24 protein-coding genes and 1 tRNA gene are annotated in these 24839 nt (G+C 57.6%); 12 read left to right on the top strand and 13 right to left on the bottom strand.

Going from position 1 to position 24839, the window contains the following annotated elements; translation table 11 throughout:
• Position 1 precedes the first annotated feature (1 nt).
• Complete coding sequence (locus tag WG915_RS04310) at positions 2-1015, top strand: glycoside hydrolase family 25 protein (protein WP_339564140.1); 1014 nt, start codon at positions 2-4, stop codon at positions 1013-1015.
• 3 nt (positions 1016-1018) lie between these two features.
• Here the strand turns inward: WG915_RS04310 and WG915_RS04305 are convergent, their stop codons facing one another.
• The 5 genes from WG915_RS04305 to WG915_RS04285 form a co-directional block, all read right to left on the bottom strand.
• On the bottom strand, positions 1019-2509 hold the full coding sequence (locus WG915_RS04305) for a SulP family inorganic anion transporter (RefSeq protein ID WP_339564139.1): 1491 nt from the start codon (positions 2507-2509) through the stop codon (positions 1019-1021).
• Positions 2510-2741: 232 nt separating this feature from the next.
• Positions 2742-6041 (bottom strand): arabinosyltransferase domain-containing protein, encoded by a 3300-nt coding sequence (locus WG915_RS04300; protein WP_339564138.1) that lies wholly within the window; start codon positions 6039-6041, stop codon positions 2742-2744.
• Positions 6042-6052: 11 nt separating this feature from the next.
• Positions 6053-7987: a galactan 5-O-arabinofuranosyltransferase gene (locus WG915_RS04295; RefSeq protein ID WP_339564137.1), complete on the bottom strand. Its 1935-nt coding sequence runs from the start codon at positions 7985-7987 to the stop codon at positions 6053-6055.
• A 9-nt stretch (positions 7988-7996) separates the two neighbouring features.
• The gene (locus tag WG915_RS04290; protein ID WP_339564136.1) at positions 7997-8740 is read right to left on the bottom strand and encodes a decaprenylphospho-beta-D-erythro-pentofuranosid-2-ulose 2-reductase; all 744 of its coding nucleotides are present in this window, start codon (positions 8738-8740) and stop codon (positions 7997-7999) included.
• Entirely contained in the window at positions 8741-10132 is a 1392-nt protein-coding gene (locus WG915_RS04285; RefSeq protein WP_339564135.1) for an FAD-binding oxidoreductase, read from the bottom strand.
• Positions 10133-10325: 193 nt separating this feature from the next.
• Here WG915_RS04285 and WG915_RS04280 point away from each other — a divergent pair, with 193 nt between their 5' ends.
• A complete protein-coding gene (locus tag WG915_RS04280) occupies positions 10326-10463 on the top strand; it encodes a hypothetical protein (protein WP_339564134.1) in 138 nt (45 codons plus the stop codon).
• A gap of 3 nt (positions 10464-10466) precedes the next feature.
• Here WG915_RS04280 and WG915_RS04275 read toward each other — a convergent pair whose 3' ends face one another.
• Entirely contained in the window at positions 10467-10694 is a 228-nt protein-coding gene (locus tag WG915_RS04275; protein ID WP_339564133.1) for a hypothetical protein, read from the bottom strand.
• A gap of 18 nt (positions 10695-10712) precedes the next feature.
• On the opposite strand from WG915_RS04275, the gene WG915_RS04270 reads away from it, so the two are divergent.
• From WG915_RS04270 to WG915_RS04255, 4 genes are read left to right on the top strand one after another with little or no spacing between them, the layout of a single operon-like run.
• Entirely contained in the window at positions 10713-11102 is a 390-nt protein-coding gene (locus WG915_RS04270; RefSeq protein ID WP_339564132.1) for a hypothetical protein, read from the top strand.
• A 17-nt stretch (positions 11103-11119) separates the two neighbouring features.
• Positions 11120-12160 carry an IS1096 element passenger TnpR family protein gene (locus WG915_RS04265; RefSeq protein WP_339564131.1) on the top strand — a complete coding sequence of 347 codons (1041 nt, stop codon included), beginning with the start codon at positions 11120-11122 and terminating at the stop codon, positions 12158-12160.
• Positions 12161-12183: 23 nt separating this feature from the next.
• Positions 12184-12933: a hypothetical protein gene (locus tag WG915_RS04260; RefSeq protein ID WP_339564130.1), complete on the top strand. Its 750-nt coding sequence runs from the start codon at positions 12184-12186 to the stop codon at positions 12931-12933.
• 17 nt (positions 12934-12950) lie between these two features.
• Positions 12951-13334, top strand: coding sequence for a GtrA family protein (locus WG915_RS04255; protein WP_339564219.1), 384 nt, complete (start codon positions 12951-12953; stop codon positions 13332-13334).
• 91 nt (positions 13335-13425) lie between these two features.
• On the opposite strand, the gene glfT1 is transcribed toward WG915_RS04255, so the two are convergent.
• The 3 genes from glfT1 to wzm are packed head-to-tail and all read right to left on the bottom strand — an operon-like array spanning position 13426 to position 15975.
• Positions 13426-14325, bottom strand: coding sequence for a galactofuranosyltransferase GlfT1 (glfT1, locus tag WG915_RS04250; RefSeq protein ID WP_339564129.1), 900 nt, complete (start codon positions 14323-14325; stop codon positions 13426-13428).
• Positions 14325-15116: a galactan export ABC transporter ATP-binding subunit Wzt/RfbE gene (gene wzt, locus WG915_RS04245; protein WP_339564128.1), complete on the bottom strand. Its 792-nt coding sequence runs from the start codon at positions 15114-15116 to the stop codon at positions 14325-14327. Before wzt ends, glfT1 begins: the two co-directional genes overlap by 1 nt.
• Positions 15117-15126: 10 nt before the next feature.
• On the bottom strand, positions 15127-15975 hold the full coding sequence (wzm, locus tag WG915_RS04240; protein WP_339564218.1) for a galactan export ABC transporter permease subunit Wzm/RfbD: 849 nt from the start codon (positions 15973-15975) through the stop codon (positions 15127-15129).
• A gap of 113 nt (positions 15976-16088) precedes the next feature.
• Here wzm and WG915_RS04235 point away from each other — a divergent pair, with 113 nt between their 5' ends.
• The gene (locus WG915_RS04235; RefSeq protein WP_339564127.1) at positions 16089-17330 is read left to right on the top strand and encodes an aminotransferase class V-fold PLP-dependent enzyme; all 1242 of its coding nucleotides are present in this window, start codon (positions 16089-16091) and stop codon (positions 17328-17330) included.
• Here the strand turns inward: WG915_RS04235 and WG915_RS04230 are convergent.
• Both WG915_RS04230 and WG915_RS04225 read right to left on the bottom strand, forming a co-directional pair.
• A complete protein-coding gene (locus WG915_RS04230; protein ID WP_339564126.1) occupies positions 17327-18574 on the bottom strand; it encodes a hypothetical protein in 1248 nt (415 codons plus the stop codon). The two genes, WG915_RS04235 and WG915_RS04230, sit on opposite strands and share 4 nt — an antisense overlap.
• A gap of 9 nt (positions 18575-18583) precedes the next feature.
• Positions 18584-19528, bottom strand: a complete 945-nt coding sequence (locus WG915_RS04225) for an NAD(P)H-quinone oxidoreductase (RefSeq protein ID WP_339564217.1) — start codon at positions 19526-19528, stop codon at positions 18584-18586.
• 117 nt (positions 19529-19645) lie between these two features.
• Here WG915_RS04225 and WG915_RS04220 point away from each other — a divergent pair.
• Positions 19646-19730: transfer RNA gene (locus WG915_RS04220), tRNA-Ser, on the top strand.
• 554 nt (positions 19731-20284) lie between these two features.
• Here WG915_RS04220 and WG915_RS04215 read toward each other — a convergent pair.
• Positions 20285-20968 carry a DUF4352 domain-containing protein gene (locus WG915_RS04215; RefSeq protein WP_339564125.1) on the bottom strand — a complete coding sequence of 228 codons (684 nt, stop codon included), beginning with the start codon at positions 20966-20968 and terminating at the stop codon, positions 20285-20287.
• Between the two features lie 536 nt (positions 20969-21504).
• Between WG915_RS04215 and WG915_RS04210 the strand changes: the two genes are divergently transcribed.
• The 4 genes from WG915_RS04210 to WG915_RS04195 are packed head-to-tail and all read left to right on the top strand — an operon-like array spanning position 21505 to position 23579.
• The gene (locus WG915_RS04210) at positions 21505-22083 is read left to right on the top strand and encodes a hypothetical protein (RefSeq protein ID WP_339564124.1); all 579 of its coding nucleotides are present in this window, start codon (positions 21505-21507) and stop codon (positions 22081-22083) included.
• A gap of 10 nt (positions 22084-22093) precedes the next feature.
• Entirely contained in the window at positions 22094-22609 is a 516-nt protein-coding gene (locus WG915_RS04205; protein WP_339564123.1) for a GNAT family N-acetyltransferase, read from the top strand.
• On the top strand, positions 22606-23268 hold the full coding sequence (locus tag WG915_RS04200; RefSeq protein ID WP_339564122.1) for an esterase/lipase family protein: 663 nt from the start codon (positions 22606-22608) through the stop codon (positions 23266-23268). Before WG915_RS04205 ends, WG915_RS04200 begins: the two co-directional genes overlap by 4 nt.
• Positions 23217-23579, top strand: coding sequence for a hypothetical protein (locus WG915_RS04195; protein WP_339564121.1), 363 nt, complete (start codon positions 23217-23219; stop codon positions 23577-23579). Before WG915_RS04200 ends, WG915_RS04195 begins: the two co-directional genes overlap by 52 nt.
• Here the strand turns inward: WG915_RS04195 and WG915_RS04190 are convergent.
• Positions 23576-24799 carry an LCP family protein gene (locus tag WG915_RS04190; protein WP_339564120.1) on the bottom strand — a complete coding sequence of 408 codons (1224 nt, stop codon included), beginning with the start codon at positions 24797-24799 and terminating at the stop codon, positions 23576-23578. The two genes, WG915_RS04195 and WG915_RS04190, sit on opposite strands and share 4 nt — an antisense overlap.
• Positions 24800-24839 lie beyond the last annotated feature (40 nt).

Raw genomic sequence — 24839 nt, 5'->3', positions numbered from 1 at the left:
CATGCATATTTTCCGACGGACACGACAGGTCCTCCTTCCCCTGCTCCTTTCCGCCACTTTGCTTACCCCTGTGGCGGTCGCCGCTGGGCACGATGCGCCATCCGGCATCGACGTGGCCAGCTGGCAAGGCAATATTGACTGGGCTACCGTAAACAATTCCCAGGACTTCGCGTTCGTGAAGGCCACCGAAGGCATTGGGTACCAGAACCCGCAGTACGCTCAAGACATCCAGCAGGCCAAGGACAACGGTCTGACTGTCGGTGCCTATCACTACGCTCGCCCCGGCACCGATCCCGTAGCGCAGGCCGCAGAATTTGCGGCCGCGTACAAGGCGCATCCGCAAGACCTGCCTCCAGTGATGGATCTGGAGCAAACTGATGGCCTCGCGCCGGAGCAACTTCAGGAATGGACCCGCACTTTCCTAGGTGAAACTGAGCGCCTTACCGGTCGTAAGCCAATGGTGTACACCTACCGCTACTTCTGGCAGCAAGATATGGCCAACACCACCGAATTCAGCCACTACCCGCTGTGGTTCGCGGCCTACCAGAATGATGTCCCGGACAGCCTCCCCGGCGGCTGGGAGCAGATGGCCTTCTGGCAGCGCACTGGCGAGGGAAGCGTCACCGGCGTGGACACCCCAGTTGATGTGAACCTCTTTAATGGCACCCCAAATCAGCTCACTAGCTTCAACGGTTCCTATGGCGGTGTGCTCGCGCCGGGTGAAGTCGTGGCTACCGACGGCAACCTCGGTATGTCAAACAAGGAGATCGTCGCGGCCTTGCTGGCAATGGCAGGTGCTATCGGCATCCTGCCGGCAGATCAGGCTGGCGCTTTGGCGCAGCAGGCTGCCGGTGCTGCTGGACTTGAGGCTGGCGTCGCCGATGCTCTGGGCGGAATGGTGAAGGATCTCGGCGGCGACCTGCCTGTCCAAGATCTCCAAGCTATGGCTACGGGCGATTACACCGTGGGTGACCTGTTGCTGCTGCTGAACGCAGCGGGGCATCAGGCGCCGTAGGGCTTAGCCCAGCTGCCCAGAAAGCCGGTCCACAATCTGCTGGCTTCGGGCATCGAGTCCAACGATTGAGACGGTCGTCCCCTTTGCTGCGTATTTTTGCGTGATCGCGTCGAAGGTGGCGACGGTGGAAGCGTCCCAAATCCTGGCCTCGCTCAAATCGATTTCCACATGCTGCAGTCCTCGGTTGTAGTCGAAGTTGTAAATCAAATCATTGCTCGCAGCCCAAAACAGTGGGCCGTTGACCTGATAACCCGTTGGAGTCTCCGTCACCGAGGCCACATTGGACACCTTGCGGGAAAACGCCACCATGGCGGCGAGCACGCCTACACCCACACCGATAGCAAGGTTGTGGGTAAGCAGGGTGGTGGCCACCGTCAACAGCATGATCACGGTTTCTGATACCGGCATCAACTTGAGGGTGCGCGGCTTAACCGAATGCCAATCAAAGGTGTGTGTGACCACCATCAACATGATGGCTACCAGCGCTGCCATAGGAATCTTGCCTACCGCATCGCTGAATGCGAGCAGCAATACTAAAAGGAATCCGCCGGAGAGGAGCGTCGACAGGCGCGTGCGGGCTTGTGCCTCCTTCACATTGATCAAGGTCTGACCGATTACCGTGCAACCGCCCATGCCACCGAAGAGACCTGACATAACGTTTGCTAGGCCCTGCCCGAAGCTTTCGCGCGCCTTGGAGCTGTGCGACTCCGTGATGTCATCAATCAGCTTGGCAGTTAGCAGCGATTCCATAAGGCCGACTAGTGCCATGGCTAGCGCAAATGGGCCGATGATGGTGAGTGTTTCCCAGGTCAGTGGAACAACAGGAACAAGCAGGTTCGGTAAAGAGGTAGGCAGTTCGCCCTGATCGCCGACAGTAGGCAGGTCCCAGTCGAAATAGATCGTGCTGATAGTGAGCAGCAGCACCACGACCAGTGGCGCCGGGACCACGGTGCTCAGTCGCGGCAAGAACACCAGGATTGCAATTCCGAGCAATACTAATGGGTAGACCAGCCACGGCACGTTAATCAGATGTCTGATCTGACCGCTGAGCACCACCAGCGCGAGCGCGTTGACGAAGCCCGTCATGACGCTGCGCGGAATGAACCTCAGCAGTCGGGCGACATCCAAGCTAGCCAGGATCAGCTGGATTACGCCGGCCAGCACCACCGTCGCCAGGAAGTAGTTCATGCCATAGTCGCGGGCGACGGGCGCGATGACAACCGCGACCGCGCCTGTGGAAGCAGCGATCATTGCGGGGCGGCCGCCGGTGAGAGAAATGACCACTGTCATGATCACGCTGGAATACAATCCCACCGCTGGGTCCACACCAGCGAGAACAGAAAAAGAAATCGCCTCCGGCACGAGCGCCAGCGCCACAATCAGGCCGCCGAAAACCTCCCGGCGCAGCTGCGTCGGGGAGGAAAAAGCGTAGCGGAAGGAATCGACAACATTAGTCGGGATAGTGGAGGGCGCGTAGTGCGGATCATTGGACACGAGAAGTGATCTTAGCTTCAGCGTTTATGGGTGTCTTCAATGGGTAAGTAAGATGTTTTCCTAACAATCAACCCAAGCCTTTCGTACCCGCCGTGCAGAACTCAGAATTCCTGGGATCACTGTTGTCGGCCTGCGGCCTCGTGGAAGTTTCTGCGAGGATCCGGACCTTGCGGCTAGAAGATGCAGACACCAAGAAGGCCTCCGCCGAAGCGGAGGCCTTAGTTTCGAAGGGTTATTCGTCGATCTTCATTGGTCCGGGGTTCCAGAATCCAGAACGTTGAATGACTTCGTGGTTGATCTCAGCCACATCGGGCTCCTCACCACGAGTATTCGTGCGTGGCGTGTAGCGGGTGACGGAGCCCCAGTCGCGATGCCAGTCATCCTTGAGGTAACCAGGGATCTCCACGGAGGTGTTCACGGCTTCGGTCAAGCCGAGGACGCCGCCACCGGCGTAGTCCATCACAGGGGACAGGGTGACCTTGCCTGGATGATCTGGAGCGATGCGGAACTTCGGCAGCTCAGCAACGCCTGCGAAGTGATTGAAGGTGCGCTGGCAAGGGAACTGCAGCGCCACGGCCCAGTCCAACAAGCCGGGATCCTCAGAGCCGATCACGTTGTTGAGCGAATCGAGCTTAGGTACGCGTGGTGGCAGGAACGCCAGCCACTGCTCCGGGTCGAGGTTCTGGTCCTCGGCCACGATGCGCACTGCATTGGCCTCAGGTGGGATCTGATCCATCGGTACACGCAGGTTGCGCCACGACGGCGTTGGCCCGATGTCCAAAGGTTCCAGCTTGCCGACGCCAGTAACCGAGTCACCGTTAACCGTCGCATACTCTACGACCAAGTCCTGGCCGTTTTGCTCTACGCCATTGATGTCATGGTGCGCAATGCGGCCCGCTGCGGACACCACTACCAGCGGGGTGTCCTCGCTGCGTTCCGGCAGGGAGTACCAAGTGGTAGTGACCTTTGCGGGGAACTGTGGTCCTTCGGTGTAGGAGCCCACAACCGGGACCTTCTGATAGTCCAGGCCGAATGGCAGCGAGACTTTGGAGCCATTGACACCGACATCCGAGCGGACACCACCCGAGTTGCCGGCGTTCTGTCCACCACCGGTTTCGGTGGTGTCTTCGGAAGCAGTAGCGCCGCCGATGGTGCCTTCAGATTTCTCCACGCCAACAGACTCGGAGTCGATGGTGCTTGGCACGTTGTTGGCCTCGAAGCCACGGTTCTCATCGGTTTCCAGAGATTTGCCCAGTTCCGAGCCGTCGGCAGGCTTGAGGAAGGACTCATTGGAATTGGTCTCCAACAGGGCGTCGTTAGCCAAGGCACAGTAGTTGCCGGTAGCCGAGCGCACATTGCCGAGCCCGACGGAGTACGCGGGGTACTGGGAGATGAAGCCCTTGCTGAGGCTGAGGACGGTAAACACCATCACGAGTGCGGACACCACAGCGATCGGGGATGCCGCCAAGCCTTGGAAACGCTGCAGGCGTTGGCGTCGTTCGTGCCTCAGCTCTTCCAGTTCTCCTGCTACCTCCGCCTGCGCGGTGCGAACATCGGAGATGAAGGACTGAATTACGCCGATCAACAGCACGAGGAGGGAAATAGCGAGCACCACGCTCGAGGCTTCGATGCCCTTGAACTGCACCGTCTTGTCGTACCACGGAATGCCGAAGCTGGAGATGTACCACCAGCCATTCGGGCCGGAGAGACAGAACGCCAGCACGAAGAGGATTCCACCAAAGAGCAGGGTGCGGGAACGTGAAGACTTCAGTGCCATATGCGATAGTGCCACCGCCGCTAGGCCTGCCATTGCGGCACCGATGCCGGCCCACACACCGAAGTGGTGGGTCCACTTGGTTGGGGTGAACATCATGAAGAACAAGGTGCCCAGGAAGGTCAGGAGCAAGCGTAGCGACGGCCCTGAGGCGGAGCCCGGTACACGACCGTTGCGCAGCATGGATGCCAACACCAGCGCCACCGACACGAACACCATGATGACGGCGAAGCGACGGGTGAAGGAACCATCCACAGTCTGGCCCATGAGGGATTCATAACGAACCCACTCCATGTACCAGGCCAGTGCAGGACCCTTATCAGCACGGACGCGAATTGCTTCCATGACCACGGGCAGCGTTTGATCGCCAAAAACCGCGAGTAGGATCGCAGTTCCCGAAGCCAGGAATGGCGCAATCATCGCCATCGCAGCCCGCCAGGTGCCCTTGCCACCGTGTGGTGCTCCCAGCAGTGGCAGGCGTCGATAAATGATGCGAATGAGGCTAGACAACCCGGCAAGCAGGGCCGCGACGGCCATCAGGCCCGTTGGGCCCGCGCCAAGAGAAAGCGTCGCCAGGATGACGGCGAATGCGGCAGGCAGCAATCGGGAGGTAGCGATGGCACGCTCCATGCAGACCCAGGTGAGCAGAGCGCCGAGTGCGATGACAGGCTCTGGGCGCGTGCCGTTGTTGTAGACGATCCAGAAGCTCAGGAAGCTGATCGCTGCAGTCCAGTGCGCTACGCGACGATCACCGATCTTGGTGCCCAGCCGTGGCAGCACCTCGCGAGTGATGAGGAGCCACACCATCCAGCCGGCGATGAGACCAGGTAGACGCATCCAAATAGAGCTGGTGGACACATAAGACATCAGGGCTAGCAGGTCATAGTATGGCGCGCCGAACGGTGACTCTGGGACACCGAACCAGCGGTAGTAGTTCGCCATATAGCCGGCATCGTGTGAGATGCGGGCCATGGTGAGCAGATAACCATCGTCTGCAGTATTGGCGCCGATGAAATGCCACAAAACCAAAACGAAGGCGACGAGGACATCGAGGCCCTTCAGCTTCCACCAATCCGGTGGGAAGAATCCGCGAGATCTGCGGCCGTCCAGCTTGTCCATCTGGTGTAGACACCACAACGCCACCACGGTCAGCGCAAGTCCGAGCCACATGGTCACGTACTTGATCAGGCTTGGGCTGGAAGTGAAGCGAGAATTGATCTCAACGTGAGCGTTGAGCCCACTGATGCTGCCATCACGCGGCAAATCGGTATAAATGCCGGTGAGCTGCGGGCGGTAGTCACCATCGAGCACTTCTGACTTGGAACCAAAAGTCACCTTGGTCTCTTCCGCTGTGGCGGAGACCGTCAGAGTGCCGTCCTTCGGGATGTCCCTTTTGGGGATCGAGAGTGGAACTCGGTCACGCACCACCACGTCGAGGCCCTGGTCGGTCCAGCGGACGAACATGCCACGGGCGGTAGCATCCTTGGAATCGGCAGGGAGAGTTCCCAAAACCATCCACTCGTCTTCCGGCATCTCTTCCAGGGCAGAAGCGGGTACAGAGAGGTCAATAGACTGCGGTGCATAGGACAACAGCGGCGCGTTGACGCTGTTCAGGCCGTTCTGGGGCCAATCAAACGACGATTGTGTTTGATTCACCGGCAGGAACGGCGTCAGGATGAAAAGGAGTAATCCTGCCAGTCCTGAGACGATCGCGGTGGTCTTTAACCAGTTCGGGGCGAGTTTGGCTGCTTTTGACACAAATCATTACTCTACGTCACTGGCTTAACAACTACCACAAATGGACCTACCTGCTTGATGTCCCAATCCTGGAAAGCTGCTGGGTTGAAATAGACACCACGGGAACGAACGTTTGGATTATTCGGGTAGATATCCTCAGCTAGATCGTACTTCCACGGGCTTTTCGGATCGGTGCTATCGCCATGAAGGATGAAGACATCTGGGGCGCGCCAAGGAGAGCGGGCTATCTCGGCGGAAAACGCCGCCGGATCCTTCAAATCCTCGTGGGAGCGCACCGCCCAGCTTTCGATGAGGTCGTTGCGTGCCTCAAATTCGCCCAGCGGGTTGGCATAATGGCTGGTAGATGCCTGGTAGCCGTAATAGGGATGGAAGGAGAGGAAGTCCTTGACGTCGGTAAGCACCACGGTGTTGGTGGGCTCATGGCCGGACTCGCGGAGGTAGGCATCGATCTCCGGGAAGTACTTTGCCGAATCAGCCGGGAATTTGTCTGCGCGCTCACCGTAGCCATCGGTATCGGTGTAGGCCAGATCGATGGCCACAGCCGTGCGGTTGGGGATCAACTGAGCATAAGCTACGCCACCGATCATCAAGAGGATCACCATCACGGCCGAGACTTTGGTGGAAAAAGCTACATCCGTACGAGCGGGGTAGAACTTGCGGACGCCGTTGAGTCGGAAGTCCGAGATGCCCAAAACACCTGCGGTGCCCAAGAGTAGCGAGACCAGGATGTCCAGGCGGAAGCCGAGCAGAGTGTTGCCAGCCAAGGTGTACACCATAGATCCGATAAGCCAACCGTAGATAACGATCAGGGTCACTGCCATGGCGCGCACATCAAAATCGTTAAAGCGGAATACCAAGAACACAATGCCAATGACGCACAGAAGGCCAATCAGAGTCGGGGAGAGCATCGGTAACGGCACCTCCGTGCCCTCCAGGGGCAGATAGTGCGTAGCGCTGCTATCGCTGCGCGGTGCGCCACTGAGTAGCTTGATCAGGTACGGCGCCCATACGATCGCAGCGATGGCCATCGAAGTGACTCCCACCAAGGTCAACTTGATAATGGGCTGCCAAGAACGCTCGACCAGGATCGCGTACACAAGAGTGATCACTACTACGCTGAGTGCCACTGCTGCAGTGAAGATGGTGTACGTCGCGGCAGAAAGTCCAAGGTAGATTGCCAGGCCAGCGGCGGCGGCCCAGCTGCCGTGTAGGGTGCGAGACATCAACACCGCGGCTACCGGGATACCCAGTGCCACGATGCCTGCATAGGGCTCCTCCGGGCTCATCACCAAAAAGATGGTGGTGTTGACTAGGGCGATGCCCACGGCGACTGGAAGACTGCCGCTCAAGCGTTGCCACAGTGGCACCAATGCCGAGGTCATCGCGGCAATGGAGACTAAAGCCCAGGGCTGGTAGGCCTCCCATCCGGGCAGGCCGAGGAGATTGGCAAACCTGCCGCCGAACCAAAACCAGGCACCAGGGTAAAACGACGGTAACCCGATGTAGTTCATATCCTGTAGGCCGAATTCAGCCGTCATGCGGGTGAGGAACTGGGTGCGGAATCCCTGGTCCACAGTGACGCCATCCAAATAGAGGCGTGTTGCTGACAGTGGAATAGCCAAGTTGGAGACCACAAGTCCGGCTGGGGCAAGGTAAGCCGCCAGATAAGTAAGGATGGTGCGCCACTTGGGGCGCACGGAATCGCGGTGTTGATCCCGCAACCACCACAGCAATAGCAGGCTCACGCCGATGATGATTGCGCTAGAGCAGGCTGTGGCGATGGCGCGGGAGACATAAGAACCGCCAAACGCTGGCAGGTTGGTTGACTTGAGGACAAACCAACATGCCAGCGTGAATACTGCGCCGCCAACTGTAGCGGCGAACATCGCGAGGATTGTGGAGCGGAAACTTAAGGTGTCTGCTTTGTAATTCTCGACGACGTTCATGTTCTCTCTTTACAGCGGCAACTTACGGAAAATTGGTTTCGGAATATGCTGCAGCACCATCATGACAGCTTGGAATGCAGGGTGAACCCACAGTACCTGCTTGCGGTTTTGTACAGCATCCACCACCGCGGTGGCCACGGCTTCGCGGTCAACGGTAAGTGGGGCTTCCTTAACATCTGCGCTCATCTTAGTGCGCACCTGTCCCGGGCGAACAACAAGCACATTTACGCCGTATTCGCGCAGGGCCTCGCCGAGCTCGGTGTAGAAGCTGTCGAAACCAGCCTTAGTGGAGCCGTATACGAAGTTGGAGCGGCGTACCTTGATGCCGGCAACGGAGCTCAGGGCCACAATGGTGCCGTGGTGTTGTGCCTTCATGCGGTTAGCCAGCAACACGCCAACGGATACGGCGCCGGTGTAGTTGATCTGGGCGGCTTCCACGGCCTTGGCCTGGTTCTGCCACTGCTCTTCATTGTCTCCGAGGATGCCGAAGGCGACGATGGCGACGTCAATATCGCCGTCGATCTGCGCGAAGACGTCCTCGTGGGAGGCGAAGTCGGTGGCGTCGAACTCGATGAACTCGGCAGTGCCGCCGAGCTTTTCGACGGCCTCGATAGCCGCTTCAGGGCGCGTGCGGTTGCACAGCGTGACCTTGGCAGCACCCTTCTGCAGGTACTCCTCAATGATGGCGAGTCCGATGTCGGAGTTACCGCCGAGCAGCACGATGTGCTGTGGTTTTCCTACTGCGTTCAGCATTTACTTTCCTCCCAATTCAAGGCGGCGGGACATGTCGGATGCAAAGACGCCGGTCGGGTCGATCTCGTTGCGGATCTTGAGCCAGTCCGCCATGCCTGGGTACATCTGGTGGAAATTCTCTGCGGAGGTACGGGATTCCTTGGCTAGGTAGAGACGGCCGCCGAATTCCATGACGCGCTTGTCCAGATCATCGAGGAACTGGCCGAGGCCAGCCTTGATTGGGAAGTCCACGCAGACGTTCCAGCCTGGCATTGGGTAGGACAGTGGTGCCTTGTTGCCTTCACCAAACAGCTTGAACACGTTCAGCGCAGAGTAGTGGCCGGACTTTTGGATGTCCTTAACGATGTCCTTGAATGGTTCCACGGCTTCGCGTGGGACTACGAACTGGTACTGCAAGAAACCCTTCTTGCCGTAGCCACGGTTCCACTCGCCGATCAGGTCGAGCGGCTGGTAGAACTGCGTCAGATTCTGGACCTGATTCTTGTAGGTGCCAGACTTGAGCCACCACAGTTCGCCGATTGCCATCATGGATAGCTTGTTCATGGTGAAGCTAGGGAAGATGTCTGGCACGGTGACCAGCTGTGGTGCATTGAACTTCAGTGGATCTTTGGCGAGCTTCGGATTGAGCTCTTCCAGCTGGGCCAGGGTGGCCAGCGAACCACGGGAAATGGCCGCGCGACCGAGCTTTGGCTCTGGGGAGATCGCGTCGAACCAAGCAGAAGAATAGGTGTAGTTGGTTTCGGAGCCATCGGAGTGGAACTCGATGGTTTCATCTAGGTTTTGGGTGAGGTCACCGTCTGCAATGAAGTAGGCGGTTTCGGTGCGGGTCATCTTGATGCGGGCGCGCATGATGATGCCGGTGAGGCCCATGCCGCCAATGGTGGCCCAGAACAGGTCGCCCTGTGGGTCTTCTGGGGTGCCGTTTGGTTCGATGTGCAGGATGCGTCCATCAGCCACGAGCAGTTCCATGGAGACGACGTGGTCGCCGAAGGAACCAGCAGAGTGGTGGTTCTTGCCGTGGATGTCGGGGCCGATTGCGCCGCCGATGGTCACCTGGCGGGTACCTGGCAGGACCGGAACCCAGAGGCCGTATGGCAAGGCGGCTTTCATCAGCTGGTCGAGGGTGACGCCACCATCGACGTCGACAATCGCGGTCTCCGTGTCGATGGAGTGGATCTGGTTAAGCGGCTGCATATCGATAACCAGGCCACCGGCGTTTTGTGCTGGGTCGCCATAGGAGCGGCCCATGCCACGTGCAATCACGCCACGGTCGTTCTTTTCAGCAGCTTCTTTCACTGCGCGAACAATCGACTCCACATCAGGAGTGGACAATACCTGCGCAGTTGTTGGGGCAGTTCGGCCCCAACCTGTCAGTACTTGTTGTTTAGTCACGCCAACAAGGCTACTCGTCTTTCATGGCGGTCGCTGCACCCCACAAATGGGGGGTCTGTCACATTTTTAGGTTGTCGAGTTGAACTGGACTTATGGCCGAGGTTATTAAATGCTACCTTTCAAAAAGGTTTGTTCTTAGCTTGTTTCGCTGCAACACTAGGAACTCCAATCGATCAACGAGAAAGGAATCATTATGGATTTCAACGCACTTTTCGACGGCATTGTTGGCGCAGTTCAGGGTCTGCTGAACCTGTTCACCGGTGGCCTGCAGGGCGTTTTTAACGTTGCAACCACCCTGTTCGACAACACCTCTTCTGCTATCTCTTCCTAGTAGTTAATCGAGGTCGAGCATGCCTTTGATCTCCTGTGGCAAGTCTTCTTGCCGGGTGATCGTAGGACCCTCGTAAGACTCTAGGATCTCGTACACTCGTACGCGGTCTTTAGAGTCCAGGAGCGGGAGCTCCTGAGCCAGCATCATCGTGAGCTCATTGCTGAGCGGGGTGTTGGTCAAAGCCGCAGCCGTATGATCGGTTGCGGCTTTTTTCTTCATAAATCCAAACATGAGTCCATACTAGTAGCCATGGACGATTTCATTCTTGCAGTATCTGTTGGCCTGTCTGCTGCGTTGCGCAAGCCCGTCAACCGCTTGCTTGCTTTGGGCGCGGGGATTGGCACTGTGGCATATCTCAATTCCACTGACGATGATCCGAATAATGATCCCGCAGTGATTGTGGACCGCGTGCGGCACCGGATCGGGGATATCGGCGATCAAGCCGGCCCGGAATCTGACGTACCTGCGGGGGATCCGGGTTCGCTGCTAAAAACTTGGGGAGTTATTGGCGGAGCAGTTTTGACTGTGATTGGCTTTGCCCGCGTAGAAAAGCGCCTGCTTAAGAGTCCTTTCGCCCGCGTTGCAGAAGGGCTGGCGGTGGGAGCAGTAACGTACTCGTACTGCCAAAGTAACGCTTAGGCTTTAGCATTCGAAGCGTGAGCTTCGTACCACTGACTGATCCTGAGTTGCAGCGCCCGCTGCGTCGTGAGCCTGTGCTCGACGGCCAGGCGCTGCTAGTGCAGGCGACCAGTGGGCAAGTGTGGCGCAGGCTCCGGGTACCGGCTGACATTGGTATGGAGCGTTTCGCACGTATCCTGCAAGTTGCCTTCGACATTGTAGAGCCAGCTGAGCATGCCTTTTTGCAATTGGATTCAGCGGCCGCGGGCAATGAGGAAAACGCGGCGGTAGTCATGCCGGCGCCGACTCTCGTGCGTTTCGACGCCGCCGGCACACCTTCCGAAACAGTAACGCTTGGCGAGTTGCTTAAGGTTGCTGACCTGCGTTTTGTTTCCCATTTTGCCGAGCCTCTCAGCATTGACATCAACTTGGTCTCAGAGATTCAGCGCACGCCCCGTCTGGAGACCTTGTGCATTGATGGTGAAGGAACACTAGGGAACCTCGCTTTCGACCTTGGCGATGTCAACCGGGAGTTGGATGCGGAGCGCTGGGTGTTCGCGAAGATGGCGCACGTCAAACCGAGTCTGCGAGACTTAATTTTCCGCACGGGAATGTGGGAAACAGCACAGCTGGTGGCGTTTTTGGACATCGACGCCCCGGCGGACGTGGCTGAAGGCGAGGCCGCGAAGATGATCGCACCGTTGCTTGCCGACGCCCGGTTGGTAGCGCTTCTTGACCTCGACGACGCGCGACTAGGGCTGACTACAGATCTGGACAAGTGGCGGCACATCGCGCACCGCCTGCCGTTGGAACGCGATACCCGCGGCAACGATGCAGCTTGGCTCCGCCTGATCGCGCTGATCTCCTCCATGCCCTTTGGTGCCGCTACGACCTTCATTCTGGAGGGAATGGCATGGACCGGGCAGCGTACGACCCTGGCCGAGGTGGATTCGCTGACTCTTCAAACGATGGACGTGTTGCGCAGTCTCGGGATCATAGTGGGCGATGACCTGGTATTGGGTGGCCCTCTTTCCAAACCACGCCGCGAATTCCTCCGCGCTGTTCTCCGCGCCTCCTAGGATCCTTAACTAGGCTGGGGCGCATGCGCTCCTTGATTCTCTGGGCTGGGGTTCGGGGGACTGATGTGTACCGGCACCTCGGAGTCAATGACACCATGTGCCTTGATGAGCTCCGGCGGGTACTTGACATCATTTTCGGTTTCGACCCCAGTGATGGCCCCTCGTCCTTCCCCGGGCTTGAGGGCAGCTCGCGCATCCCCGCTGAATTCACTTATGAGTGGGGGCTGTGGCAGGTTGATATCCGGGTCGTCGATGCCTACCCACGCGATGAGGGCACCCCGCGCGCCCTGTGTATCGGCGGCGATGGTTCGCTTTCCGACGACTTCAACCTCGCCACGGTAAACACCGAACTCACCGGGCGGGAAACCGTCTCTGCTGTGCTATCACTCACCAACCCAGAAGTGCGTGAACTCATAGAACGCGGGGGTCTGTATGACTTCGTGCCACTGCTCCAAGCCCTCGATCTGCGCCAGGCGCTGTCCCCGCTGGCGGAATTCCCGGTGGAGTCTGACCCGGCAGCCCGTGATGCCTACTGGGTGATGGTGCTGGTGCTCTCGTGCTTCAGCGGCCCTGAAATGTCTGATCAGCTACTAGAGGGCACAATGGCGACCCTGGGGTGGGTTGACGATGACGGCAGCCCACTGCAGGCACCGACCATCCGCGCCCTGTGCGCTTCATCTCTGACCGGATTGGCACGGCTCGGGGCTTATGGGAGACACGCCAAATCGCCCGTTGACCGCTTGGAGATTTATCGAAACCTGCTCGCAGGGTAGGCTACTTCCTCGTGGATATGAAAACCCAGAGCTATCGATTCATTATTTCCGGCATTATTTCAGCGGTCGTTGACTGGGGCTTCACGGCGCTCACTCAATTTCTGTTTGGTTTCGCGGCATCTCGGGCGCGACTCGTAGGGTTCATCTTCGGAACTATCACGGCCTATGTGATCAACCGTCGCTGGACTTTCCAGGCCGATCACTCCTGGAAGCGGTTGTTCTACGTAGCGATTCTCTATACCGTTACCGGATGGCTCAACATGACGCTTTATGCCTGGGGTTTCCATCTCCTAGAGCCGCACGCGCCTGTGCTTGTTGCCTCTGTTGGTGCTTTTGTCTTTGCGCAAGGCATCGCTACCGTGATCAACTTCTTCGCACAGCGGATGCTCATTTTTAAGTAGCTCGCCGAATTTGTCACTTCCCCTGGTAGGAATTCGCCGCCGGAAAACTACCAGAGGAAGTGACAAATTCAGCAAGTCACAAGCTCGCTTCCTAAGGTCGCTTGAATTTCTCCTCGCGTCCCATCTTGTGCAGCTTGAGCCACTCGCGGAAGCCGGCAGGATCCTTTTCCTGTACGAGGAAGAACCAAGCGAAGCGCGCGTATTCCTGGGGGAGAAGTTTGCGCATGCCAGGCTGGTTCATCAGGTAGCCGCGGTTGCGGTAGGTGAAGAAGCGCTTGGAATCCGAGGACGGGTACTGAGTATGCATCCGGCCACCCAGGATCGGCTTGAACTCGTCAGAGCCGTTCGGGTGTAAGTATGCGGTGCTCAGGCAGGTGCCGAAAGGAAGCCCGGAACGGACGAGTCGGCGGTGGTATTCCACTTCGTCGCCGCGGATGAAGAGTCGGTAATCGGGCACGCCGATCTGCTCCATTGCTTTCGCCGAGATGAGCGCGCCGTTGAATAAGGAAGCGATGCCCGGCAGGAAGCCATCGCCAAGTTCGGAGCGTTTGCGACGCCAGGTGAGGCCGCGGCGCAGTGGGAAGGCGAGCGTTTCTGGTTCAGCCTTGTCGACGACCACAGGGGACACCTCAGCCAAACCGTTTTCGAGCGCGCAGTCATAGAGCGCACCGAGCACGTGTGAGTCTTCGGGACGGCCGTCGTCATCCGCGCACCAAATCGCATCTGCCCCGAGGGCCAGTGCGGTGAGGAAACCGTAGGCGAAGCCGCCGGCGCCACCGAGGTTCGTCTGAGAGGGAAGATACACGCCGCGTGCGCCGCAGACCTGAGTAACCAGGGACTTCACGCTGTCTTCGCAGCCATTGTCCACCACGATGATCCATTCCACCGTGCGGGTTTGGGCTGCCACGACCTCTAGTGAGGCGCGGAGCATATCGACGCGCTTGTGGGTGACGATCACCGCGGCAACGCGGTCAGTGCGGGACAGGCGCATTACTTCTCCTCTTCCATGCGGGTCAGCAGGCGACGCACATGGTCGGCGGCACCCTTTCCTTCATATGCTTCCACGACATCGGGAACGGTGCCGGATTGGCGGATGGTGCCGTGGTCAACCCAGAGTGCGGTATCGCAGAGCTGTGCCAGGAAGTCATTGGAGTGTGAGGCAAAGACCAGGATGCCAGAGCGTTTGACCAGCTCTTGCAGGCGTATCCGAGCCTTGGCCATGAACGCGGCGTCGACGGCGCCGATGCCTTCGTCGAGAAGCAAAATCTCAGGCTCGATCGAAGTGACCACGCCAAGGGCTAGCCGGATACGCATGCCGGTGGAGTAGGTGCGTAGTGGCATAGCTAGGTATTCGCCGAGCTCGGAGAAGTCAGCGATCTCCTCCATTTTGTCCTTCATCTGCTTGCGTGTCTGGCCAAGGAAGAGCCCGCGGATGATGATGTTTTCGTAGCCGGAGATCTCAGGGTCCATGCCCACGCCAAGGTCAAAGACCGGCGCGACGCGGCCACGAATGTGGGCAGAACCACGGGTGGGTTCGTAGATGCCGGAGAGCAGACGCAGCAGCGTCGATTTGCCAGCGCCGTTATGCCCGACGAGGCCGACGCGGTCGCCTTCGCGCAGGTGGAGGTTGATATCTTTGAGAGCTTCGACGACCACTGTGTTATTGGAATTGCGGCCGATGGCACCGCCAGCGGCACCAAGGAAGGCTTTCTTCATAGAGCGGGACTTGGCGTCGAAGATGGGGAAATCCACGCAAGCGTTGTAAGTATCGATGGAAACCATGTCTAAACTCCTAAACCCAGTAGCTCACGCGGTAGCGCCACTGTTTCATTGCCAGCATCGCGAGGATAAGGCCACCAGCAGTGCAGCCGAGCACAACGTACCAGTGGTACATCGGTAGCGGGGCGCCGATAAGCGGTGCGCGGATGACTTCCATGTAGTGGTACAGCGGATTGAGCTCCACGATCCGCGCGCGGGTCGCCATCTCCGGGCCCGCGGTTTTTAAGGTGTGGGTAGTCCACACGATGGGGGTGACGTAAAACAGCAATTGCACCAGTGCCTCCAACAATGGGGCGACATCGCGGTAGCGGGTTGCCACAATGCCAAAGAACATGGCCACCCATACACCGTTGATGATCAGCAAAACCAGAGCTGGGATGGCCAGCAAAATATCCCAACCCAAGTGACGCGGGAAGACGAGCATGAGCACCACCCAGATCACTAGGTTGTGCGCTAGGAACAGCGTCTGACGCCAGACAAGACGGTAGACGTGCACGGACAGTGCCGAGGGCAGTTGTTTAATCAGCCCCTCGTTATCAATGAAGATGTCCGAGCCTTCTTTGATGGCGCCGGAGATGAAGCCCCACATGATGAGGCCAACGGTGACGTGTGGCAGGAATTCCGCGAGTGGAATCCGGAACAATAAGGAGTAGAGCAAGCCGAGAGCAAGCGCCATCACACCAGTGGCAATGGTTATCCATAACGGACCTAATACCGAGCGACGGTAGCGCTGCTTGATATCCTGCCAACCGAGCTGCAACCATAGCTCGTGTTGCTTGAATCCGCGAACAAGGTCGGCCCAGGCTGCGGAAAAGGTCATCGACCTAGATGCAGGGGCATCGGACTGGTCAACGCGGGTCATCCGCTCGAGATCTGCTGCTTTATGTGACACTCCTAAGAGCCTAGCCGTCACGGTATGCTTAGCGGGGTAAGCGGGTGCCAGTTAACTAGATTTTTCAAGTCCAGGAGTTTCGTATGTTCGATGTCGCCTATGCGAGAGGCCACTACACCTCGCTTAGCGACGGCTGGACCTACCTCAACGCACATGAGGGTGCCCAGATCCCGGAGCGTGTCTCCTCGGCTGTCACCACAGCTTTCCGCTCTGCGGTCCTCATGGATGAACGTAGCCCGCTGTCTGGTACCCATTCACGCGCCGCTGAAATTGGTGCCAACGTTGGAGACTGCTTTCTTGATGCCGCGCGTGCTGCAGTAGCAGATCTCACCGGTGCCGCCCCTGATCGCGTAGTACTCGGCCCGAACAAGGCAGTGCTATTACGTAGTCTGGCGGAGGCGTTGGCTCCTCGGCTGCGCAGGTCTACGCAGGTTTTGCTGAACAAGGTAGATGATGACGCTGTTACCCGCCCATTCCTGCGCACTGATTCGAAGGTCGTCTGGGCGGAACCGGATCTCGGTACCGGGGAGCTTCCGGCTTGGCAATATGAAGAAGTGGTTAATGGTTCGACGCGTTTCGTTGTCGTGCCCGCCGCGCACCCACTGACCGGAATGGTCACTGATGTTGCTGCAATCTCTGACATCGTGAGGTCTAAATCCCGCGCCTGGATTTTGGTTGATGCCTCCGCGGTAGCGCCCTATCGCGCCATCTCTATCGACGAGTGGGGCGCGGATATTGCGGTCGTAGAATTCGCGCCGATGGGCGGGCCGCAGATGGCCGCATTGGTGTTCCGGGATACCTCGATGTTCCCTCTGCTGGCATCTGTTAACCCGGCTGCGGGCGTCGATAAAGCGGCGAAGCTAGAGCTCGGCGGGCATTCTGTGGGCTTAGCCGGCGGCGTGACCGCAATCGTTGATCTTTATGCGCATTTTGCTGCGCCGGGTGGCACTCGTGGCACGCGTCTGCGGCGGGCGATGTCAGACATTGATGCTTACTCGCGACGTCTCACAGCGCATTTGCTGCACTCGCTCAACAGCTTGCCGAGCGTTCACCTGCTGGGCATCAGCGGTGAAGCTGCGGGACATGGTGCCATTGACCTGGATCGTGTGCCGCGGGTGACGTTTATGGTTCCTGGGGTGCCGGCGGCGACTGTTCAACGCCGCTTGCTCACCAATGGCCTGGTCACCTCTCTTAGCCCGCGTAACCCGCTTTTGGAAGCGATGGGGACCTTCGAAGAAGGCGGAGCAATCACCGTCGGACTTGGCCCGTATAACACCATGGCTGACATTGATCAGCTCACTCGGGTGCTGGCCTCGTTGGCCTAGTGCTGAATTGCTTCGCGGTGCCGACCATGTAGTGCTGCCTCCGGCGGGTTATGGACGGCAGCTAAGGGCTGCCGAGTTTCCCAACGCCACCATTGCAGGCTCAGCACCATCAGCAGTATCATCGCCGCGTTGCGAAGCGTGAGGAGCAGCGTCGGCAGAAAGTCGGGGTCATTCGTCATCAGCGTCGTGTAATTCGCAGGGTAGATCAGCTGCGTGAGCCACGTAATCACTAACACGAGCACCGCGCCTTGCCGCAGCTTCGGGGACTTGCTGAAGCAGAGTGCGACGGCGAAGATAGGTGCGAGCCACACAATATACTGCGGAGAAAACACTTTGTTGGTTACCAACATGGCCACCGTCAGCACCACCGCGAGCGCAACCGACTCCGAGGCACGCCACGTCAGGCTAGTCAGCCGGCGCAGCAGGATAAACGCGGCAAACAACACCACCGCGTAGAGCGCCAGGGAGGCAACCTGCGTGGCAGTGGCAACACCAGGGCCCACAACCTCAAAGCTTTTCGACGGCGCATAGGAGATGCGGTAGCCACCGCCGCCTGTCGACGCTAAAACCATGAAAGGTGTAGCTGCAACAGACTCAATCTGAAGTCCGCGTTCCCCCTGGTAACTGAGCGGCGACAGTAGGCGGTCGAAGCCCAACGTCAGAGTAGTTATCAGGGCCATCGCCACCATTGTTCCGCCAAACGCCGCGATGCGCAGCCAAGACTGAAGGCTCTTGAAATGGCCGACCAACACTGCTGCTAAAACCCCAGGCCACAGCTTCATCATCGTTGCAGCGCCCAAGAACGCCGCCGCCAGTTTTTGGTGGCGCGCCAAGAGGTAGGCGAAAACCCCCACCAAAAGCCCAGGAATCAGATCCAATCGAGTGAGATAAATCGGACCGACCACCAGACCAAAGGCGACCCAGAACCAACTCGCCAGGCGGTGGCCCCTCCGAAGCAGCAGGACGAAGAAGAGGAAATCCAGCACCAAGATGAACCCGACATAGCTGTACTCAATGCTGGTTTGGGAATCCGGGGCAAAGTGATCGATCAAGCGAATCAACCACAGGTTAGCCTCCGGGTACTCCTTCAGCGCGACCTGGCCACTACGCTCCTTAAGAATTTCGGAGAAGTAGTAGTGGACATCGCCAAAGATCCAGCGGTGGCGACCAAAGGATTGCCGTACCAACAGCAGGCGGGTCACCGCCCAGCCCAGCACCAAGAGAATCGGATTCAGAAAGCGCACCCGAATATCCTAAGCCACAACAAGGACAATTTTGCCCGTGACCGCACCCTCCTTAAGTAACTGATGCGCCTTTGCGGCTTCGGCGAGGGGGAGTTCGGTGCTGAGGTGGTGGTTGATCCGGCCGTCGGCAAGCATTGGCCAGACGGTGTGCACAGTGTCGGCGACGATCCGAGCCTTGTCAGCGAGATCGCGGGCGCGCAGTGCGGTGGCAGAAATGCTGGCACGTTTCGTGAGGAGCCGGCCGATATTAAGCTCCCCCTTCACCCCGCCTTGCATGCCGATGATGATCAGGTGTCCGTCCATCGCGAGGGCGCGGACGTTCTGGTCGAGGTACTTTGCGCCGATGATGTCCAGGATCACGTTGCATTTGTTCTTCATGACCTCGGCGAAGTCCTCCTCCCGGTAGTTAATGAGGATGTCCGCGCCCAGCTGCCGACAAACATCGAGCTTTTCCGCGCTACCGGCAGTGACAGCCACGGTGCATCCCAGCGCTTTGGCGTACTGGATGGCAAAGGTGCCAATTCCGCCCGCGCCGCCGTGAATGAGTAGGGTATCCCCGGCCTTTAGGCCTGCAAGCTGCATATTCGAGTGGACGGTGGCGGCGACTTCAACAATCGCGGCAGCCTCAGTCATGGACCAGCCAGCAGGAACAGGGAAAAGTTGCCCTTCTGGAACAGCAACGAATTCCGCATAGCCACCTCCGGCAAGAAGGCAGGCAACTTCCTCGCCTTTGGCACGAGACGTGGTCCCGGGATCTTCAATGAAGCCCGCGCATTCAAGGCCGAGGACCTCGCTGACCCCCGGAGGAGGTGGGTAGTGGCCCGCAACTTGCAGCAAGTCCCCGCGGTTTACCCCCACGGCTTTGACCTTTACCAGCACCTCACCATCAGCGATTTCAGGGCGTGGGACAGTGCAGAGGGTGGGTGTCTTGTCTTGGGCGAGGATGGCCGTCATTTCTGTGCTGGTGCTCATGACTAACCAGGGTATCGAGGATTTGGGATTTTGGACGGGGTATCGGCTATCATTCTGGGTACGCTTTTCCTCGGCACTCGTGTCGAAAGGTTTTGCGTTGGAAGTGTGGCAGAGCGGCCGAATGCACTGGTCTTGAAAACCAGCGATGGGAAACTATCCGGGGGTTCAAATCCCTCCACTTCCGCAATGTGAAGTCTCGAGACATCGTTCCTATTTGATGTCTCGGGGCTTCTTTGTTTTTCGGGGTTCGCCTTGACTACAGGTGGTTGTGCAGGGGCCTGGGAGACGGAAGGATGTCTCGGGACATAGCGGAACTATGTCATGGAACCAGACACCTCCACTTCCTCAATTGTGAAGTCTCGAGACATCGTTCCTATTCTGCGTCTCGGGTTCTTTTAAGAGTCGTTTTTGGAGTTTCCTTAAGAAGTAGCAGGGGAGCGTTGCTTTTTCGGTTCAAAGCAAGCTATTGAGTGTTGTGAATGGGTTTATATTCTCCGAAATTCAATGGATTTCATTATTTCTGTTAATGGAAGTTATTTAAAATGTTAAATTTGGTTCTTGCATTACCGTGTAGCGGGAATTGAAACGGATTTCGATTTTATTCGCTTCTGAAGGAGTGGAAACTGAAAAATATCTACAAGTTCTCTATGTATCGCTAATTCATATATTTGATAAAGGTATCCAACAAACGATAAGCGCGTCGCCTATGTAGGTAGGGCGACGCGCTTTGGGGAAGGTTTAGAGGTTGCCTCTCCAAGACGCCTTTTCATTTGAGAAGCTGAGTGACGGCTCAAAGTTGAGTTTGTATTCCCCCGGGGCTGTGCCTTCGAAGCAAACATCTCCGGAAACCGTTCCGCCTGGGGCAAGTTTTCCACTCTGCAGTGATTCTCCACCACTAAAGGTAGGATTGGTGATCACTCCGGCTGGATTTTGTTGCTTCCAGTCCCAGTATCCTTGGAAACTGACTTCGCCGTCGCCATTGTTTGTGTACGTAACATTTGCGCATGAGAGCTGAGTTCCAAATGGGCTGGACTGGGCTGCGAAAGAGTTTACGGTGATGTCAAGCTTTTTCTTAGTCGTGAATGCCTCTCCTACATTCAGTGGTTCAGTCGATTTGACGGGCGGCTTGTCGGCTTGCTTCTTGTCTGCAGTTTGAGAAGACTGCTGGTCGGTTGATGTGGAACTTCCGTCTTCCTTGTTTCCACCAGCAAGATTGGTGATCAAACCGAGCAAAAGTAGTGCTCCGATGATGATCGCTCCCCACTTGAGGCAGCCACCCTTTTTCTTCTGCTGAACGTATACGACTTGAGGTTGCTGGTTGGCCTGGGGATTCTCGGGACCATTGTAAGGATGAGTCAAGGTTGCTCCTGATTTTTGAATTGGAATGATTTCGAGATGCGGGCTACTAGTTGCAGAAGCCAAAGTTCTCGCACTCGATTCGATAAATATTAGGCAACAATCTAACATCAATTGCTTCCCTATACCCATCTAGGGGTGAATTCCCTAATCGGCAATAATCGCTAAAAACTCCAATTTCATTAGCCTTTCGCATAAATGCAGGTTACTGGTGTATTTGATATGGATGAAGGGCATTGGTTGCGCTCGGCGAATTGTGGAATAGTTGGAGATTTGATCACTTAACGTAATAGCTCTACCGCTTATATTGAAAAGCTTGATTAGCCATAGAGGCTAATGGCTGCAAGGGGACTCACATTAGAGCTCCTATAACAGTGGTAGGTTTTGCTAAAATTCTCGTTCTGTGGAAAGCGTCGCCAGTTTCGTGCGGTGAAAATGTTTGCTTCTACTGACGGTGGTGTGGATACGGTTCAAATCCCTCCACTTCCGCAATTTGCTTTACTCCCTGCAATCGAACGCATCGCGGCCAGCGGTGGTATAAATTTAGAACTTGTTGCAGTTAGACAGAGCTAAACGAGCACTGGGGGTATGTAGTGGGGAGCATGCCTCGACTGGCCATTTCCCAACAGCGGTTGCTGCGCATCGCCACGGTTGCCTTGTGTCTTTATCTGGTGGGGCGCGCGATAACTCTCGCTATGCTCCGGCCGTCTTCGACGTCCATGATCATCGTCTACGCCTTGGGTTCGTTCACCTGGGTGCTGCTGGGCGTTCTTTTGCGGCCGCTTGCGCCCATTGTGATGACGATGGGCATGGCAAGTTACATCATCGGTATGGGGCTACGCATCGGCTATCTCTTTTATCAACAGCCACTTCCGACGGGCTATGTGGAAAGTGGTAGCCCGTGGCCGCTCGCCCTAGCTTTGAAGGCAGTGGCCATTGTCTGTTTGGCTTTTACCTTGTGGCAGGGAAGAGTCGGGCATCGCATGCTCTGGCTGCTCTTCCTCGCCTTTGCTGTGGCGGTGGCGGTACGCGTGGTGTGCTACCAATCGTTGAGCATTGCAGAGTTCTCCTTCGTAAATCTGCTCCGGGACTTGCTAGGTGGGGGTTCCTATTTTGCCCTGGCTATCACGCTGTATTTTCAAAGCGCTTTCCTAGCGGCCGAAGGTGCAGAAGCACGCTAGCCTAGAGCACATGAACTCCGAACTCGAACTGACTTTGAGCGCTACCTCTGAGCTAGATCGTACGTATGTTGCGCGATTGAATTTCCTCACTGATACTTTCGGCGACGAGCAGGGCACGCTTTCCGACGACTTCGACGAGGACTACGCCTTCTACGTTGCGGAATGGGAGCCTAGCAACGGTGGTTTCATCGCATGGCGCGGCAACATCCCCGCCGGTGGGGTGTGGCTTGTGTGGGGAACAGATGATCAGCACGGTTACGGCCATGTGACGGAGGGGATCCCAGAGCTGGCAATCGCTGTAGAGGGGCGGTTTAAGGGGCAGGGAATAGGTACTGCCTTGCTAGATGCTGCCACCGAGTTGGCTCGCACGCTTGGTGCGCCGGGCATTTCCTTGGCTGTCGCACCCGACAATGAGCGCGCTCATCGCTTGTATCTGCATGTTGGATTTGAGGACACTGGCATCGTGAGAAACGGCCATCCAGTTCTAGTGAAGCGGTTTGTTTCGGAGCCTATGATTGATGTGTGAAGACGCTCTCCTCCCTCATTTGTGCAGGCATTACAGCAATTTGTGTTGCAGTAGCCCCCATCTCCGCGCACGCAGTCCCCACTCCGTTTACGGATGATGGAATTCCGGTCAACGGCACTGGCCCGGTGCAGTCTAGCGCGCCGGGCGCGGCAGCATTGGAGCTGGTCCGGCCGGGGATTTCTCCCGAGGGCAGCAATGATTTCAGCTGCGTCCCATCCCAGGGGCAGCACCCGGTAGTGCTAATCCCAGGCACCACGGGCAGTGCTTATGATTCCTTTGCGTATTTCGCTCCGCGCTTGAAGCAGGAAGGATTATGCGTTTATACGTTCAACACCAACCCGTTGGGGTTTAATTCCCAATTCAGCTTCGCAGGGGACATTGCGGAATCGGCTGAGGTATTAGACCTAGTGGTTGATAAGGTGTTGGCGTCGACAGGCGCAGCGCAGGTGGACCTCGTGGGGTGGTCGCAGGGCGGTGGTCGCAGGGCGGTGGGCCGTTGCCAACCTACTACATCACTAAGCTGGGCGGCGCGGCCAAGGTGCGCAGCAGCGTGGGAATTGTCCCGAGCCACCACGGCACCAATTTCTGGCTCTTCCATGATCATGCGGTGCGATACCCGCCTGCGCGCGAACAATACGACCAGGCTGGAGTGGCGCTGAACGGTTTGGCGCTGGCGCAGCAGCTCGCCGGCTCCGAGTTTATCACCGAGCTGTATTCGCAGCCGGTTACCCGACCGGGGATCAGCTACCTGAACATCGCGACTCAATATGACCAGATTGTGCTGCCGTACTCGAATTCCTATGTGGACGAACCGGGCGTGGACAATCGACTCATTCAGGATTATTGCCCAGGTCGGCGTACCAATCACCTCACCGCCACCTATGATCCGGTGGTGGCGGACATGGTGCTCGAGCAGCTCACCGGTATTCCACGCGCAGTTGACTGCAGCGTAGCGACGCCGATCGGCTAACGCAGCTCGCTGAACATAGCTTCTGCTGCGGCATCGTCCCACAGCACCACGGAGCCGACGGCGGTATCTGCAAATCCTCCGAGTGGGACAGTTTCCGTTTTCACGCCACTCTTGATGGAAAGTGCAAGCCGGGCGAGATGCCAGGCGTGATCCTGCTCGCCAACGATGAAAGCGCTACCAGTTTCGGTGATGAGGGGGATGGTTCGCAGTGGGTTGGCGAGGGTAGTTGCTGAGGTTGTTTTGTCCATGAGCGCGGCAAAGAACTTACGTTGCCGTTCGACGCGATCAAGGTCGCCCATCGGGGTGGCGCGAGTGCGCACATAGCTGAGGGCAGTTGGCCCATCCATCTCTTGGCAGCCGGCCTCGAGATAGAGGCTGATGACGTCATCATTAATCGGTTCGTCAACGCAAATCTCAACGCCACCAACGGCGTCCACCATGCCGGAAAAGCCACCGAAGCCGATTTCCGCATAATGATCGATCCGAAGGCCGGTGGCTTGTTCAACTGTCTGGGTGAGCAGCTGTGGGCCACCGTTGGTGAATGCGGAGTTCACCTTGTCCTCGCCGTAGCCAGGAATGTTGACGTAGGAGTCGCGCGGGATTGACAGGAGTGTGGGCTGACCACTGCGCGGAATATGGAGCAGCATGATGGTGTCGGTACGGCCAATACCAATATCGCCACCGGTGTTGAGCTCTGCGATTTCCTTTTCGCTGAGGCCTTGCCGGGAATCGGAGCCTACGAGCAGCCAATTCGTACCCGCGGTGTTAGCGAGTCGCTCGCTTGGCAGTGCCTCCACTCGAGTGAGTTTGGTATCCGCCCACAAAAAGGCGCCGATGGTGAGCACAAGAATTGCGACGAGTAGCAGCGCGATACCGCTGAAACAACCTTTGATCGGGTTACGGCGTCGTTTGGGGCGCGCTGGCTGTAGTGGTGGTGTCGGGCGCGCTGGCCGCGAGGTGCGTGGCTGGTAGCCGCGTTCGTAGCGGTATTCTTCCCGGCGAGGTTGCTGCTCGCGTCGTTCGGGGATGTATTGCCGTGGGCGCTGCGCAGGCTCCGGGCGGTTGTTGCTACTCGCGTCGCGACGCGGTCGGCGTTGCGGGGTGCGGGCCTGTTGTCCTCCGGTAGCACCACTCGTGGGTCGGCGACGCACGGGACGACCGTAACGGTCCAGGATGGGGTTGCCGTTACGGTCGCGTGCGAAATCATCACCCGTAGTCATGCTCAATAGCGTAATCGTTTGGGGGGATTGCTTGCGAGGT

This window comes from Corynebacterium sp. H128 (genome assembly GCF_037482625.1).
Lineage (GTDB): Bacteria > Actinomycetota > Actinomycetes > Mycobacteriales > Mycobacteriaceae > Corynebacterium.
Note: the sequence above shows the minus strand (reverse complement) of the source record. Positions and strands in the feature narration are given on the sequence as shown.